This is a genomic window from Vibrio ordalii ATCC 33509 (assembly GCA_000257205.1).
Lineage (GTDB): Bacteria > Pseudomonadota > Gammaproteobacteria > Enterobacterales > Vibrionaceae > Vibrio > Vibrio ordalii.
In genome coordinates, this window is sequence record AEZC01000083.1 from 1 (window position 1) to 15417 (window position 15417).

The 15417-nt window shown below is 44.9% G+C and carries 13 protein-coding genes and 1 pseudogene; 3 read left to right on the top strand and 11 right to left on the bottom strand.

The genetic code is table 11. The features are described 5' to 3' along the window. Both VOR_RS16810 and znuA read right to left on the bottom strand, forming a co-directional pair. A pseudogene (locus VOR_RS16810) lies at nt 1-474 on the bottom strand (AraC family transcriptional regulator); the annotation flags it as partial. Between the two features lie 171 nt (nt 475-645). Further along, nucleotides 646-1524 carry a zinc ABC transporter substrate-binding protein ZnuA gene (gene znuA / locus VOR_RS0105200; protein ID WP_010318666.1) on the bottom strand — a complete coding sequence of 293 codons (879 nt, stop codon included), beginning with the start codon at nt 1522-1524 and terminating at the stop codon, nt 646-648. 84 nt (nt 1525-1608) lie between these two features. Here znuA and znuC point away from each other — a divergent pair, with 84 nt between their 5' ends. Both znuC and znuB read left to right on the top strand, forming a co-directional pair. After that, nucleotides 1609-2391, top strand: a complete 783-nt coding sequence (gene znuC / locus VOR_RS0105205; RefSeq protein ID WP_010318667.1) for a zinc ABC transporter ATP-binding protein ZnuC — start codon at nt 1609-1611, stop codon at nt 2389-2391. Beyond that, nucleotides 2384-3163, top strand: a complete 780-nt coding sequence (gene znuB, locus VOR_RS0105210; RefSeq protein WP_010318668.1) for a zinc ABC transporter permease subunit ZnuB — start codon at nt 2384-2386, stop codon at nt 3161-3163. The genes znuC and znuB overlap by 8 nt, the downstream gene beginning before the upstream one ends. Nucleotides 3164-3240: 77 nt before the next feature. Here the strand turns inward: znuB and sucD are convergent, their stop codons facing one another. From sucD to sdhC, 8 genes are all read right to left on the bottom strand, one after another. Then, nucleotides 3241-4113, bottom strand: coding sequence for a succinate--CoA ligase subunit alpha (gene sucD / locus VOR_RS0105215; protein ID WP_010318669.1), 873 nt, complete (start codon nt 4111-4113; stop codon nt 3241-3243). Then, a complete protein-coding gene (gene sucC / locus VOR_RS0105220; protein WP_010318670.1) occupies nt 4113-5279 on the bottom strand; it encodes an ADP-forming succinate--CoA ligase subunit beta in 1167 nt (388 codons plus the stop codon). Before sucC ends, sucD begins: the two co-directional genes overlap by 1 nt. Before the next feature lie 201 nt (nt 5280-5480). Then, nucleotides 5481-6689 carry a 2-oxoglutarate dehydrogenase complex dihydrolipoyllysine-residue succinyltransferase gene (odhB, locus tag VOR_RS0105225; RefSeq protein ID WP_010318671.1) on the bottom strand — a complete coding sequence of 403 codons (1209 nt, stop codon included), beginning with the start codon at nt 6687-6689 and terminating at the stop codon, nt 5481-5483. Between the two features lie 30 nt (nt 6690-6719). Further along, nucleotides 6720-9530, bottom strand: a complete 2811-nt coding sequence (gene sucA / locus VOR_RS0105230; RefSeq protein WP_010318672.1) for a 2-oxoglutarate dehydrogenase E1 component — start codon at nt 9528-9530, stop codon at nt 6720-6722. Nucleotides 9531-9619: 89 nt separating this feature from the next. Beyond that, a complete protein-coding gene (locus VOR_RS0105235) occupies nt 9620-10333 on the bottom strand; it encodes a succinate dehydrogenase iron-sulfur subunit (protein WP_010318673.1) in 714 nt (237 codons plus the stop codon). A gap of 15 nt (nt 10334-10348) precedes the next feature. Continuing rightward, nucleotides 10349-12115, bottom strand: coding sequence for a succinate dehydrogenase flavoprotein subunit (gene sdhA, locus VOR_RS0105240; protein ID WP_010318674.1), 1767 nt, complete (start codon nt 12113-12115; stop codon nt 10349-10351). After that, nucleotides 12116-12463 carry a succinate dehydrogenase, hydrophobic membrane anchor protein gene (sdhD, locus tag VOR_RS0105245; RefSeq protein ID WP_010318675.1) on the bottom strand — a complete coding sequence of 116 codons (348 nt, stop codon included), beginning with the start codon at nt 12461-12463 and terminating at the stop codon, nt 12116-12118. It lies immediately after the preceding gene. Further along, a complete protein-coding gene (sdhC, locus tag VOR_RS0105250) occupies nt 12457-12849 on the bottom strand; it encodes a succinate dehydrogenase cytochrome b556 subunit (RefSeq protein WP_010318676.1) in 393 nt (130 codons plus the stop codon). Before sdhC ends, sdhD begins: the two co-directional genes overlap by 7 nt. Before the next feature lie 404 nt (nt 12850-13253). Here sdhC and VOR_RS0105255 point away from each other — a divergent pair, with 404 nt between their 5' ends. Next, on the top strand, nt 13254-14543 hold the full coding sequence (locus VOR_RS0105255) for a citrate synthase (protein ID WP_010318677.1): 1290 nt from the start codon (nt 13254-13256) through the stop codon (nt 14541-14543). 85 nt (nt 14544-14628) lie between these two features. On the opposite strand, the gene VOR_RS0105260 is transcribed toward VOR_RS0105255, so the two are convergent. Further along, nucleotides 14629-15384 (bottom strand): Nif3-like dinuclear metal center hexameric protein, encoded by a 756-nt coding sequence (locus VOR_RS0105260; protein WP_010318678.1) that lies wholly within the window; start codon nt 15382-15384, stop codon nt 14629-14631. Between the last annotated feature and the right edge of the window lie 33 nt (nt 15385-15417).

Genomic DNA, 15417 nt, shown 5'->3' on the forward strand with positions numbered 1-15417 from the left:
AACCAGTTCATGGGTTTGCGTGTTGTATGTATAGAAATGTGTGTTATCGGCTAACCAAATGAAAACACCAGATGAACCTATTTTTTTTATGATAACGCCTGGGGTCAAACTGAATATTAATTCGCGATCTTGTGCGGGATAAGTGCGGTAGAGTTCATTATCTATAAACGTCCAAAAATCATTATTCAGATAAACGATATTTTCGCTCTCTTGCGAGAGCACTGAGCCACGTCGAGGAAGGGTACTTTTCCCATCAAAGAAAACCACTTTGCCGTGCACATCGTGTATCCAAATCCCCCCCTCTTCTCCTAGAAATAAATTTTGCGCGGCGAAAATCTTCCCTTGAGCCTGAGCTGGCAACGGATAAAAGATAGAAGGTGCTTTGTCTAGAGCTTGTGTTCCTTGTGCTAATAAAAGCGACAGAAAACCCAAGATCCAGAACAAAGGTTTGTAATAATCGTTCTTTCCTTTCAACAGACAAAGCCTTAGTCAATAACACGCCACATGAAAACTGTTTTTTTGTTGCGATAATTATCAAAACATTCTAACCAAAGATAAGGCTTTTTGAAGCTAAGAAAGCAGCAATCTATGAATTTTTATCGTAGATTTCAGTGCAAATCGTACAACATACAATACAGCGTATATCTATTGAGACAAACAAGTATAAAAGTTGTTGCTTATCTGATTTAACAGCTCAAAATAACTACCGCTTTTCACCTCAATATCGACACCTAATGGATCAAGTACTCCTGTTTTGACCTCTGTACCACGAGTCACAGTATCAATCACCGCAGGAGTAAACTGAGGTTCTGAAAAGACACACTTTGCTTCATTATTAATAATGGAATTTTTAATAGTGATGAGCGTTTTAGCCCCCGGTTTTCTATCAGGACTCACGGTAAAATGGCCAAGGTTATTGAGATGATATTGCTGCTCAAAATAGCCGTATGCATCATGAAAAACATAATATCCTTTACCGATAATTGTACCCATCCTCTGCAAGATGGTTTGGTGGTTTGAATCTAACTGAGCTAAGAATTGTGCTAAGTTAGCTTGATATTGCTCGGCATGACGATTATCACTTTGCACCAGTCTTTTGGTAATCGCTTCTGCCACTTGTTTCACTGGCTCTATCCCTAGCCAGAAATGGGGATCATGTGTGCCATGATTATGCCCATCATGCTCATGTTGCTCACCGTTAAACTCCCTCAGCTTTAAGCCATCAATTTGGCTGATGGTCAAAACATTGTGATGGCTATCTAATGTCTTACTTAAGAATGGCTCAAGATCTTTTCCATACCAAATCACTAAATCCGCCGCTCTGACTTTTTTTACATCAGAAGGACGTAACGCATAATCATGTGGTGAGGTATTTGACCCCAATAATACTTGTGGCTCATTCACACCATGAGTCAACTCATACGTGATCATCTGAATCGGCTTAATGCTGGTCAAAATGACCGTAGACCACGCCAAAGGCGATAATGTTATTAGGCAAAGAAGGAGCATAATCTGACGCAACATGATGGTTTTTCCATTCAGTATATAGCGTTAAAGGGAACGAAATGTTACATTATAACACTTCCGAATTGCAAATAAGTTCCATTCATGTCCAACTTAATTCAGCTGCAAGGCATTTGTGTCGAATTCAACAACCGCCGTGTTTTGGACAATGTCAGTATCAACCTAGAAAAAGGGAAGATTACCACACTGATAGGTCCTAATGGTGCCGGCAAGTCGACGCTCGTTAAAGTATTGCTCGGGCTACAGCCCGTCCATAGCGGAACCATGACGCGCGTAAAAAACCTTAAAATTGGTTATGTTCCTCAAAAGTTAAAGCTTAATGACGCGTTACCACTCCCCGTTCAACGATTTTTAAGTTTGGCCGGACGTTTTAGTCAACAAGAGTTACTAGACGCACTCAGGCTTGTCGGGGCCGAGCATCTTCTTGATTATGATATGCATAAGCTGTCCGGTGGTGAAACGCAACGGATTCTTATCGCCCGTGCATTGCTACAGCGCCCAGATATTCTAATTCTTGATGAACCAGCCCAAGGTGTTGACGTGCAAGGGCAAATTGATCTGTATGATCTTATCGATGCCATACGACATCGTTTCGGCTGTGGTGTCTTCATGGTCTCTCACGATTTGCATCTGGTGATGGCAAAAACGGATGATGTTATCTGTCTTCATCACCATGTTTGCTGTTTTGGCTCACCAGCAACGATTACTCAACACCCAAGCTATATCGCATTATTTGGTACACGCAATAGCGAAGCCTTAGCTTTTTACCATCACAAGCATCAGCATCATCACGACTTAGCAGGCCAACCTGTAAAAGGTGATGCAACTTGCTGTTCAAATCATTCACACGGTCACCATCATGATTGAATTTCTTCTTCCATCAATATTAGCAGGCCTTGGTATTGCCGTTATCGCAGGTCCCCTTGGGTCATTCGTGGTTTGGCGAAAAATGGCTTATTTTGGCGATACCCTCGCACACGCCTCGCTGATGGGATTGTCACTAGGATTTTTACTTGATATCAACCTTTATCTTGCGTTGCTCGTTTGCTGTCTTGGGCTTGCAATCATTTTGGTTACTATGCAGAAACAGCAGCTTGTGGCGACAGACACTTTGCTCGGCATTCTCGCTCACAGCTCGTTATCTATTGGCCTCATTGCAGTAAGCTTCCTTGATAACGTTCGCATCGATTTAATGAGCTATCTCTTTGGCGATTTATTGGCAGTGAACTTTACCGATTTAGCCTTCATTTGGGGGGGAGCGATTGCAGTAAGTGCACTGCTATTTCTTTTTTGGCGGCCATTACTTTCAACTACAGTGAACGAAGAACTTGCGTTTGTTGAGGGTATCAACGTTGATTTAATGCGTTTGCTGCTAATGCTATTGATTGGGGTGGTGATTGCACTCGGAATGAAATTTGTTGGTGCTCTGATTATGACATCGCTGCTGATTATTCCCGCGGCGACCGCTAGGCGACTCACAAAAACCCCAGAGCAAATGGCAATATTGGCTTCTTTGGTTGGCGCTTTAGCTGTGCTGGGCGGGCTAATCCTCTCGTGGCACTTTGACACACCCGCAGGCCCTTCGGTTGTCGTAACGGCTACAACGATGTTTATGTGCAGTCAACTAGTAAAACGCTAGTATCAAAACCTATTGAATCTAAAGTAAAAACCCCGAAACAAGGTTCGGGGTTTTTCTTCAAACAGAGGGAGGCGTAATTACCAACCCGTCACTTCACGCAATGCTTTTCCGATATCAGCAAGGCTTTTGACGGTTTTCACACCCGCGGCTTCAAGCGCTGCAAATTTTTCATCGGCAGTGCCTTTACCACCAGAAATGATAGCGCCAGCATGGCCCATGCGTTTACCTGGAGGCGCGGTCACACCAGCAATATAAGATACCACCGGTTTAGTAACATGCTCTTTAATGAATGCCGCCGCTTCTTCTTCGGCTGTACCACCGATCTCGCCAATCATCACTATCGCTTCAGTTTCAGGATCGTCTTGGAATAGTTTCAAGATATCAATGAAGTTAGAACCAGGAATTGGGTCACCGCCGATACCAACACACGTTGACTGACCAAAGCCCTCATCTGTTGTTTGCTTAACGGCTTCATAAGTTAGCGTTCCTGAACGTGAAACAATACCCACCTTTCCTTTCTTATGAATGTGGCCTGGCATGATGCCTATCTTACACGCATCTGGTGTAATCACACCCGGACAGTTCGGACCAATCATACGCACACCAGTCTCTTCGAGCTTCACTTTTACGTCGATCATATCGGTAGTCGGTATACCTTCAGTGATCGTCACAATAAGTTCAATACCAGCGTCAATTGCTTCTAAAATAGCGTCTTTACAAAATGGTGCAGGTACATAAATAACGGTTGCCGTTGCACCCGTTGCTTCTACCGCGTCACGCACCGTATTAAATACAGGCAGACCAAGGTGAGTTTGACCACCCTTACCCGGAGAAACCCCACCGACCATTTGTGTACCGTAGGCAATTGCCTGTTCGGAGTGGAAAGTTCCCTGACCACCAGTGAAACCTTGGCAGATTACTTTGGTGTCTTTATTAATAAGTACCGACATTATTTACCCTCCGCCGCAGCAACAACTTTCTGAGCTGCGTCCGTTAACGACTCAGCTGCAATGATATCAAGACCAGAATTTGCAAGTACTCTGCGTCCTAATTCCGCATTTGTACCTTCCAAACGCACGACAACGGGAACCGTTACACCAACTTCTTTCACCGCGCCGATAATGCCTTCTGCAATCATATCGCAACGTACGATACCGCCGAAAATATTCACCAATACGGCTTTCACGTTGTGATCAGATAAAATGATTTTGAACGCTTCAGCAACACGCTCTTTGGTCGCGCCACCACCAACATCAAGGAAGTTTGCAGGTTTGCCGCCATGAAGGTTAACAATATCCATAGTACCCATTGCAAGACCAGCACCGTTCACCATGCAGCCAACATTGCCATCAAGAGCAACATAGTTCAGTTCCCACTGAGCAGCATGAGCTTCGCGCTCATCTTCTTGCGATGAGTCATGCATTTCACGAAGTTTAGGTTGGCGATAAAGTGCGTTTGAGTCGATGTTGATTTTGCCATCAAGGCATAACAAGTTCCCTTCAGCGGTAACAACCAAAGGGTTAATTTCTAGCAGTGCAAGATCATACCGGGTAAACATAGCACCAAGGCCAAGGAAGATTTTCACAAATTGCTTAATTTGGTCGCCTTCCAAGCCAAGTTTGAAAGCAAGTTCGCGACCTTGATAGGCTTGCGGACCAACCAAAGGATCAATCGCGGCTTTATGAATCAGCTCAGGAGTCTCCTCCGCTACTTTTTCAATTTCCACGCCGCCTTCTGTTGAGGCCATAAACACGACACGACGAGTCGCACGATCGACGACTGCGCCTAGGTAAAGCTCATTCGCGATATTAGAGGCTTCTTCGACCAAAATTTTTGATACTGGCTGACCATTTGCGTCCGTTTGATAAGTAACCAGATTTTTACCTAGCCATTTTTGAGCAAACTCTTTGACACCATCTTTAGTGTCGTGCAACTCAACGCCACCCGCTTTACCGCGACCACCTGCATGCACTTGACACTTAACAACTTTCTTCGCTGTACTAATCCGACCCGCCGCTTCAAAAGCTTCTTGTGGAGTATCACAGGCATAACCTTCCGGTACAGGCAAACCGAATTCTGCAAACAGCTGTTTGGCTTGATATTCATGCAAATTCATTATGTTCTTCCGTTTGTTTATCCCTTAGGGGATTTATTATTTCCATAAAGCGGCAGCTATGCTGCGCCATATATCTGTAGGGTGCTTCTCAAATTAAGCGGTTGCAATTTATCCAAGAGGATAGCTTGTCGCATTTTGCTTAAATGAAGGCTAGACGTGAGCCTGCCTAGCCTTAAATTCACTGAACAACGTTCAGTGAGGTTACACGTCCAGTAGCAAACGTGCTGGATCTTCAAGTAGCTCTTTCACTGTCACAAGGAAACCAACTGACTCACGGCCATCCACCAAACGATGGTCGTAAGAAAGTGCTAGGTACATCATTGGTAAAATTTCTACTTTGCCATCTACAGCCATTGGGCGATCTTGGATTTTGTGCATGCCAAATATGGCCGCTTGTGGCGGATTGATGATCGGTGTTGACATTAACGATCCAAACACACCGCCATTCGTAATCGTGAAATTACCGCCAGTCAGTTCTTCAACCGTCAATTTGCCGTCTCTTCCTTTGAGTGCAAGCTCTTTAATGCCCTTCTCAATTTCAGCAAGGCTTAGCGTATCGCAATCTTTAAGAACCGGAGTCACTAAGCCACGAGGCGTTGAAACTGCCATGCTAATATCAAAATAGCTGTGATACACAATATCTTGGCCATCAATAGATGCATTTACTTCTGGGTAACGTTTTAACGCTTCTGTTACCGCTTTTACATAGAAAGACATAAAGCCCAAACGAATACCGTGTTTCTCTTCAAACAGACCTTGATATTGCTTACGAAGATCCATGATAGGTTTCATGTTAACTTCATTAAACGTCGTCAACATCGCCGTGCTATTTTTTGCCTCAAGCAGACGCTCCGCAACACGTTTACGCAAACGCGTCATCGGTACACGTTTTTCACTGCGCGCCATCGCAACGACAGGTTCAGATTGACTTGGAGCAACTACTGACGCTGATTTTGCGGCCGCTAGATGAGCATCAATATCTTCACGCGTGATACGTCCACCCACACCAGAGCCTTTCACTTGACTTGCTTCCAAACCATGCTCGGCGAGTAAACGGCGTACCGCAGGGCTAAGCGCATCATTCGTTTCGTCTGTCAATGTGGCCTTGTGGCGTTTATCAGGAGACGGCTCTGTATCGTTGGTGGTGTCTTTCGTCGGTTCACCTGCAACGGCACCGGGTTGTAATTTCGCCAATAACTGTTTCGAAAGCACCGTCGCACCTTCTTGCTCGATAATGGCTTCAAGAACACCCGCTTCTGGTGCTGGCACTTCAAGAATGACTTTATCGGTTTCAATCTCAACAAGAACTTCATCACGAGCGACGGCTTCACCTGGCTTTTTATGCCATGTAGCGACTGTTGCATCAGCCACTGATTCAGGTAGATCTGGAACCAGAATTTCAATTGTCATAATCTGTGTCTTCCTTTTACTTCTAGTTCGTTAAGCTAGGGTCAGAGCGTCTTCAATCAACGCTTTTTGTTGTTTCAAGTGTACCGACATATAACCAACGGCTGGTGATGCTGATGCAGGGCGACCTGCGTATTTAAGATCAGCACCGGCTGGAATGGCAGAACGGAAGTTATGTTGGCTACTGTACCAAGCACCTTGGTTTTGAGGCTCTTCTTGGCACCATACATAGTCAACAACATTAGTGTATTGAGCGATAACCGCTTCCACTTCTTCTTTCGGGAATGGATATAGCTGTTCAATACGGACGATAGCAACATCACCTTGTTCGTTATTGCGGCGCTGTTCAAGCAGGTCGTAGTAAACCTTACCAGAGCAGAACACAACACGTTTGACGTTTGCTGGGTTGAGATCGTCAACTTCGCCGATGGCTGGCAAAAACGATCCGTCAGCCAAGTCTTCGAGTGTTGAGATACATAGTGGGTGACGCAGCAACGATTTTGGTGACATAACAATCAATGGTCGACGCATTGGACGAACAACCTGACGACGCAGCATGTGGTATACCTGCGCTGGCGTAGAGGGAACCACCACTTGCATGTTTTGTTCGGCGCACAATTGCAAATAACGCTCTAGGCGTGCTGATGAGTGTTCCGGGCCTTGCCCTTCATAGCCATGAGGTAGCAGCATGGTTAAACCACACAAACGCGCCCATTTTTGTTCACCGGAAGAGATGAACTGGTCAATCACGACTTGAGCTCCATTGGCGAAATCACCAAACTGAGCTTCCCAAATCGTCAAACCACTCGGCTCCGCTGTCGCGTAGCCATATTCAAAAGCTAGCACTGCTTCTTCCGACAAAACCGAATCCAATACTTCAAAAGGACCCTGTTTATCATGGATATTCGCTAATGGAATATAGGTACTTGCGTCACTTTGGTTATGCAATACCGAGTGACGGTGGAAGAAGGTTCCACGCCCAGAGTCTTGCCCCGAAATGCGGATTCGCTTTCCATCATCAACTAAGGTTGCATAAGCCAGCGTTTCAGCCATACCCCAATCGAGAAGCTTCTCTCCATTAACCATCGCTTGTCGGTCGGTATAGATTTTATCCACACGACTTTGTAGTTTATGGCTTTCTGGATACTGACAAATTCGGTTACCTAGCTCTTTTAAACGCTCAAGGTCAACTTTACTATTCCATGACATATCCCATTCATGGCCAATATACGGTGACCAATCAACAGAATGCAGTACCATTGGACGCCACTCTTTCACCACGACTTCACCATGATCCAGAGCATCACGATATTCGTTGACTAACTGTGTGGCAATCTCAATATCAAACTCACCACGCTCTATCAAAACATCGGCATAAAGCTTACGCGGCGTAGGATGCTTTTTGATCTTTTGATACATTAACGGCTGAGTAGCATTGGGTTCATCGGCTTCGTTATGGCCGTGACGGCGATAACAAACCAGATCAATGACGACATCACGCTTAAATTCATTACGATAATCAAGTGCAATGCGGGTGACGAAAGCAACTGCTTCTGGATCATCAGAATTGACGTGGAAAATAGGGGCCTGAACCATCTTAGCGATGTCAGTACAATACATAGTCGAGCGTGTATCACGAGGGTTTGAGGTGGTAAAACCAACTTGGTTGTTAATAACAATACGTACCGTCCCTCCCACGCAATAGCCACGCGCTTGAGACATGTTAAATGTCTCGGCAACGACACCTTGACCAGCGATAGCCGAGTCACCATGAATAGAGATAGGCAGTACTGTCGAACCGTCTTCATCTCCCAGTCGGTCTTGTCGAGCACGGACTGAACCAATCACTACTGGGTTTACAATTTCAAGGTGTGAAGGGTTAAAGGCTAAGGCTAGATGCACATCACCGCCGGGTGTCGCAAAGTCAGCAGAGAAACCTTGGTGATATTTAACATCACCCGTTCCCCAGCTTTCACCATGCTTGCCCGCAAACTCGTCGAACAGATCTTGAGGCTTTTTACCCAAAACGTTAACAAGCATGTTAAGACGACCACGGTGCGCCATACCAATCACAACTTCACGCATGCCTGTACTACCGGCATGACGGATCAACTCTTTCATCATTGGGATGAGTGCGTCGCCACCTTCTAAAGAAAAGCGTTTCGCACCAGGGAATTTCGCGCCTAAATAACGCTCAAGGCCTTCTGCGGCTGTCAATTCTTCGAGGAAAATTCGTTTTTCTTCTTTACTGAAAGAAGGTTGACCAACGACTGATTCAAGACGTTGTTGTATCCAACGCTTTTGTTCAGTGTCGATAATGTGCATGTATTCTGCACCGATGGAACCGCAATAGGTCTTGTTGAGGGCTTGATAAATATCTTTCAATTTCATTGTCTCTTGCCCAATAGCAAAAGAGCCAACATTGAAAGTCTCTTCCAAGTCATCTTCATTCAAATTGTGGAACGCGGGGTCTAATTCCGCCACGATTGGACGTTGCCATAAACCTAGAGGATCGAGTTGAGCCGCTTCATGACCGCGAAAACGGTAAGCATTGATCAGCTGCAAGACTCTTACTTGTTTAGCATCGACATCAGGATCACTAACTTGGACATTGTAATGCTTTGTTTCTTTCGCGAGTCGTCGGAAGTAGTCACGGACACGTGAATGTGGCTGTTCAACCACATTGTCAGCTTGCGCAGGCAAGCCATCAAAAACACGTTTCCACTCCTCACTTACCAGATCAGGATCACTTAGATACAGTTCGTAGAGGTCCTCTACGTAAGTTGCATTGGCGCCAGCCAAGTGTGAAGACTCGAGCCATGCCTTCATCACGCCGTTGTGCATATTTTCCCTTAACCAGTAGTTTTCACGTTTGCTTCGGTCTATGCCGAGCTATAAAAGGCAGGTCCGAAGACCTGCAATTTTTATTCATTTTAAACCGAACGGTTCACAAGCATTGATTTGATATGTCCAATAGCTTTCGTCGGATTTAATCCCTTAGGACAAACACTTACACAATTCATGATGCCATGGCAACGAAAAACGCTAAAAGCATCATCAAGATTAGATAAACGTTCATCTGTTGCGGTATCGCGGCTGTCAATTAGCCAACGATAAGCCGCCAACAAACCTGCTGGGCCGATAAACTTATCCGGGTTCCACCAGAAAGAAGGGCATGAAGTTGTACAGCAAGCGCACATAATGCACTCATATAAACCATCTAAATGCGCTCGCTCTTCTGGTGACTGCAAGTTCTCACGAGCCGGAGGCAAGTTTCCGTCAGTCACAAGATAAGGTTTAACCTTCTCGTAATTTTCATAAAACTGGGCCATATCGACAATTAAATCACGGACGACAGGCAGCCCAGGCAAAGGTCGAATAACGATCGTGCCTTTGGCCGAAAGCGCGGATAATGGAGTGATGCACGCTAACCCATTTTTACCATTCATGTTCAAACCGTCAGAACCACATACCCCCTCACGACACGAACGACGAAAAGCGATAGTTGGATCTTGCTCTTTCAGCAAAATGAGCGCATCCAACAACATCATGTCAGAGCCCTCTTCGACTTCAAGCAGATAATCCTTCATGTAAGGCTTTTGATCGACATCCGGATTATAGCGATACAAAGAGAATTTCAATTTCATAATAGTGCCTTCTCCTTAGTATGTGCGCGCTTTAGGCGGAAACGCTTCACGATAAATTGGTTCCATATTTACGCTACGCTTCGACATGCTTTCAGTCTCAGGGTTGTAAATTGAATGGCATAACCAATTAGCATCATCGCGTTCAGGATAGTCAAAGCGAGCGTGGGCTCCACGGCTTTCGGTACGATAATTTGCAGCAACCGCGGTAGCAAATGCTGTTTCCATCAAGTTTTCCAGCTCTAAACACTCGATCCGTTGAGTGTTGAACTCGGTTGACTTGTCTGAAAGATGTGCGTTCTTCAAACGTTCACGAATCACTTTAAGCTCTTCAAGACCTTTAGCCATCGCTTCACCTTCACGGAACACCGAGAAGTTATTTTGCATACAACGTTGCAGATCTTTACGAATTTGCGCGGGATCTTCACCACCTGTACTGTTTTCCCAGCGGTTGTAACGTTCTAGGGATTTTTCAATATCCGCTTCTGTGGCAGGTTTTGCGTCCGCTTGCTTTTTCAACGTTTCGCCCAAATGCAAGCCTGTTGCTCTGCCAAAGACCACTAAATCCAGTAGAGAATTACCCCCCAAACGGTTCGCGCCATGCACCGATACTGATGCAATTTCACCACACGCAAACAGACCTTGAACTTCCACATCAGCCCCGTTGGCATCTTGCTTAATCGCCTGACCTGAAACTTGAGTCGGTACTCCTCCCATCATGTAGTGGCAGGTTGGGATCACTGGAATCGGTTCTTTAACTGGATCAACGTGAGCAAACGTACGTGACAACTCACATACGCCCGGCAGACGAGATTCCAGAGTTTCTTTGCCAAGATGATCCAGTTTGAGCTTGATGTGCGGACCCCATGGACCATCGCAGCCACGACCTTCACGGATCTCAATCATCATTGAGCGGGCTACTACATCGCGGCCAGCCAAATCCTTCGCGTTTGGTGCATAACGTTCCATGAAACGTTCGCCATCTTTATTTAAAAGATAGCCACCTTCACCACGACACCCTTCCGTTACCAAAACGCCAGCACCAGCAATCCCTGTTGGGTGGAATTGCCACATTTCGATATCTTTCATCGGGACGCCAGCGCGGATAGCCATACCCACGCCATCACCCGTATTGATGTGCGCGTTGGTGGTTGAAGCATAGATACGGCCAGCTCCGCCAGTCGCTAACACTGTGGCTTTAGATTTGAAATAACAAACTTCGCCTGTTTCCATGCACAATGCGGTACAGCCAAGTACTGCACCCTCTTCATTTTTCACTAAATCAAGTGCGTACCACTCAGAGAAAATAGTGGTCTTATATTTAATGTTTTGTTGATACAAGGTATGAAGTAGTGCGTGACCAGTACGGTCAGCGGCAGCAGCGGTTCGAGCCGCTTGTTCACCGCCAAAATTTTTGGATTGCCCACCAAATGGGCGCTGATAAATGGTGCCATTGTCAAAACGAGAAAAAGGCAAACCCATTTTCTCTAGTTCAATCACCGACTCTGGGCCATTTTTACACATGTACTCGATAGCATCTTGGTCACCGATATAGTCAGAACCCTTTACCGTGTCATACATATGTTGTTCCCAATGGTCCTCATGCGCGTTGCCTAACGCAACGGTAATACCACCTTGAGCTGAAACCGTGTGAGAACGTGTTGGAAAAACTTTTGAGAGCAGAGCACAGGATAAACCTTGCTCTGAAATTTGCAGTGCTGCACGCATACCAGCACCACCAGCGCCGATCACTACGGCATCAAATTCACGAACTGGAATAGTCACTTACGCACCCCACAATACAAATAAGCCAGAGAAGAAGTATCCAAAAAGCACTGCGATAACGACCAATTGCAGGCCGCCACGCAATTTAGAACACTTAATATAATCCGTTAATACTTGCCATAAACCGATCCAACCATGGATAAGGACAGAGACTAACGCCAGCATTGTGAAGACTTTGGTAAAGGTTCCACCAAAAAACTGTGTCCATGAGACATAGGAGATATCACCAGAGAAAGCACAGAAGCTGACTAGGTAGATAGTATAAAGAGTCATAATGATCGCAGAAGCACGGATCAGCAGATAATCATGCACTCCGTTACGACCAAAAGAAGAAACATGTTTTACCATACCAATACTCCCGCTAAAACGGAAAGCACTGCTGTTGCGATGAAGGCGACTTTGGCACTCATAGCCCCTGACTCCAACTCTTCAAAGTGGCCCAGGTCCATCAGCAAATGGCGTATACCACCTGCAATGTGGTAAGACAGTGCGGTTAAAATTCCCCATAAAATAAATTTTGCGAAAAAGCCATTCACAATGTTGCTGGCTTCCATAAAACCTACCGGAGAACTTAACGAGAGGGAGAGTAACCACAACAAAATTCCGACCGCAACGAACATCATCACCCCAGACACTCGGTGTAGGATGGATGCAATCGCACTGATCGGAAAGTGAATGGTCTGTAAATCTAAATTAACAGGTCTTGACTTTCTTTCTTTCACGGGCTTGCTCACTCAGCTCCATTGAGCATTTATAGTTATAAATGAATTTTGGTTGTAAAACCTACAAAAGCTAACATCATTTTAACATAAATGGCCCGTTCTGGCGCGGTTAAATGTAAAAAAAACGTTAAAACGTTAACAAGAAAGGCAGAGTACAACAGTTAAATACAGTTTCTAGCCTTTTATTTATAAGGTGTTCACCAAAATTTTCAGTGCCACTATACGGCTCGCAACATTCTAATACAATTGATGTAACAATTTTTGCTACACAGAACAGATTTTTAACTTTATATGTATAAAAAATCAAAACAAGTGCACACATCAGACGAGAAAAATTGACTTTAATTAAGAACACACGTACAAAAATGTCACACAAACATCCTGGACGGATTAAATAATAAACAAAGGAGATTGTTATGGCAGATAAGAAAGCGACCCTTCATATCGAAGGGAAAGCGCCAATCGAACTGCCGATTATGGATGGGACTGTAGGCCCACAAGTAATCGACGTTCGTAAGCTAGGAGCCAACGGATATTTCACTTTTGACCCTGGTTTTCTTGCCACTGCATCTTGTGAATCTCAAATTACTTATATCGATGGCGAAAAAGGGGTGTTACTGCACCGCGGCTTCCCTATTGATCAATTAGCCAATAACGCTGATTACTTGGAAGTTTGTTATATTCTTCTTTACGGTGAAGCCCCTAATCGTAATCAATATGAAGAGTTTAAACATACGGTGACGCGTCACACTATGGTCCACGAGCAAATTGCAAGTTTCTTCCACGGCTTCCGCCGTGATGCTCATCCAATGGCTGTAATGTGTGGTGTGGTTGGAGCGCTTGCCGCGTTCTACCATGATTCACTTGATATTAATAATGATATACACCGAGAAATAGCGGCTTATAGGCTACTCTCAAAAATGCCAACACTGGCTGCAATGTGCTACAAGTACTCTGTCGGCCAACCATTTATCTACCCACGTAATGACTTAAACTACGCTGAAAACTTTTTGCATATGATGTTTGCAACACCATGTGAAGAATATGAGGTTAATCCTGTAGTTGCTCGTGCGATGGATAAAATTTTCACTCTGCATGCTGATCATGAACAAAACGCATCAACCTCAACGGTTCGCCTTGCTGGTTCTTCTGGTGCTAACCCGTTTGCCTGTATTGCGGCTGGCATTGCCTCTTTGTGGGGGCCTGCTCATGGTGGGGCTAACGAAGCCTGTCTGCGTATGTTAGAGGAGATAGGCAACGTTGATAACATTCCTGAGTATGTGGTCAGAGCAAAAGATAAGGATGACCCATTCCGTTTAATGGGTTTTGGTCACCGTGTTTATAAAAACTACGATCCGCGAGCAACGGTAATGCGTGAAGCTTGCCATGATGTACTCAAAGAGCTCAATATTCAGGATCCATTGTTGGATGTCGCAATGGAACTTGAGCGCATTGCCCTTTCTGACGCATACTTTGTTGAGAAAAAACTCTACCCCAACGTAGATTTTTACTCAGGCATTATTCTAAAGGCGATCGGTATTCCAATCTCAATGTTTACCGTTATCTTTGCAATGTCTCGTACTATCGGCTGGATTGCTCACTGGAATGAAATGCACAGTGACCCAGACAATAAAATTGGTCGACCTCGTCAACTTTATACTGGCCAAAAAATGCGTGATTTCAAGCCATTACACGAACGTGCATAGTAATCAGTTATAACACTTCATTGAAAAGAGCGAGTTAACACTCGCTCTTTTTTTACTTGGTACCTTTACAAAAAGAAACAGCCCATTAGACAGGATTATCGATATCGATAAACTCGACCTCAAAATCATATTCGTTCGCTAACCATTCTCCGAGAGCTTTCACTCCATACCGTTCTGTTGCATGGTGGCCAGCTGCGAAGTAATGGACGTTTTGCTCTCTTGCTGAATAGGTAGTCCGCTCTGATATTTCACCAGAGATGAACGCATCTAATCCGTGCTGCGCCGCTAGATCGACGTAATCTTGCCCACCACCAGTACACCAACCCACCGTTTTGATGATTCTGTTTGAGTTCGGTGCTACGTGCAGTGGCCGTCGTTGCAAAGCTTGTTCGATTCGTTGACTGAGTTCATCGGCTGTCAACGCTTGTTCAAAATGGCCATACATGGCGAGCGACTGCGGGTGCCCTTCTAATCCACCATCAACATGAATCCCCAATAAATCAGCTAGCAATTTGTTATTACCTAATTCTGGATGGATGTCTAACGGCAAATGATACGCGTATAAGTTGATATCGCTTTGTATCAAAGATCGGATCCGTTGCCCTTTCATTCCACGGATGGACTCAGGCTCACTTTTCCAGAAATAACCATGGTGTACCAGCAAAGCATCAGCATTATGCTCAATCGCTTGTTCGATCAAAGCTTGAGAGGCTGTCACCCCTGTAACAATTTTTTTGATTTCAGTACGGCCTTCCACTTGCAATCCATTAGGGCAATAGTCTTTAATCAATTGAGGATTAAGCTTTTGATTGAGCAGAGCTTCAAGTTTTAAATTATCCATCTTTCATTCCAAAATTGAGTTTTATCATTAGCG

Coding starts and splice junctions, on each gene's coding strand:
- znuA (WP_010318666.1), bottom strand. CDS start 1,524: ATGTTGCGTCAGATTATGCTCCTTCTTTGCCTAATAACATTATCGCCT.
- znuC (WP_010318667.1), top strand. CDS start 1,609: ATGTCCAACTTAATTCAGCTGCAAGGCATTTGTGTCGAATTCAACAAC.
- znuB (WP_010318668.1), top strand. CDS start 2,384: ATGATTGAATTTCTTCTTCCATCAATATTAGCAGGCCTTGGTATTGCC.
- sucD (WP_010318669.1), bottom strand. CDS start 4,113: ATGTCGGTACTTATTAATAAAGACACCAAAGTAATCTGCCAAGGTTTC.
- sucC (WP_010318670.1), bottom strand. CDS start 5,279: ATGAATTTGCATGAATATCAAGCCAAACAGCTGTTTGCAGAATTCGGT.
- odhB (WP_010318671.1), bottom strand. CDS start 6,689: ATGACAATTGAAATTCTGGTTCCAGATCTACCTGAATCAGTGGCTGAT.
- sucA (WP_010318672.1), bottom strand. CDS start 9,530: ATGCACAACGGCGTGATGAAGGCATGGCTCGAGTCTTCACACTTGGCT.
- VOR_RS0105235 (WP_010318673.1), bottom strand. CDS start 10,333: ATGAAATTGAAATTCTCTTTGTATCGCTATAATCCGGATGTCGATCAA.
- sdhD (WP_010318675.1), bottom strand. CDS start 12,463: ATGGTAAAACATGTTTCTTCTTTTGGTCGTAACGGAGTGCATGATTAT.
- VOR_RS0105255 (WP_010318677.1), top strand. CDS start 13,254: ATGGCAGATAAGAAAGCGACCCTTCATATCGAAGGGAAAGCGCCAATC.
- VOR_RS0105260 (WP_010318678.1), bottom strand. CDS start 15,384: ATGGATAATTTAAAACTTGAAGCTCTGCTCAATCAAAAGCTTAATCCT.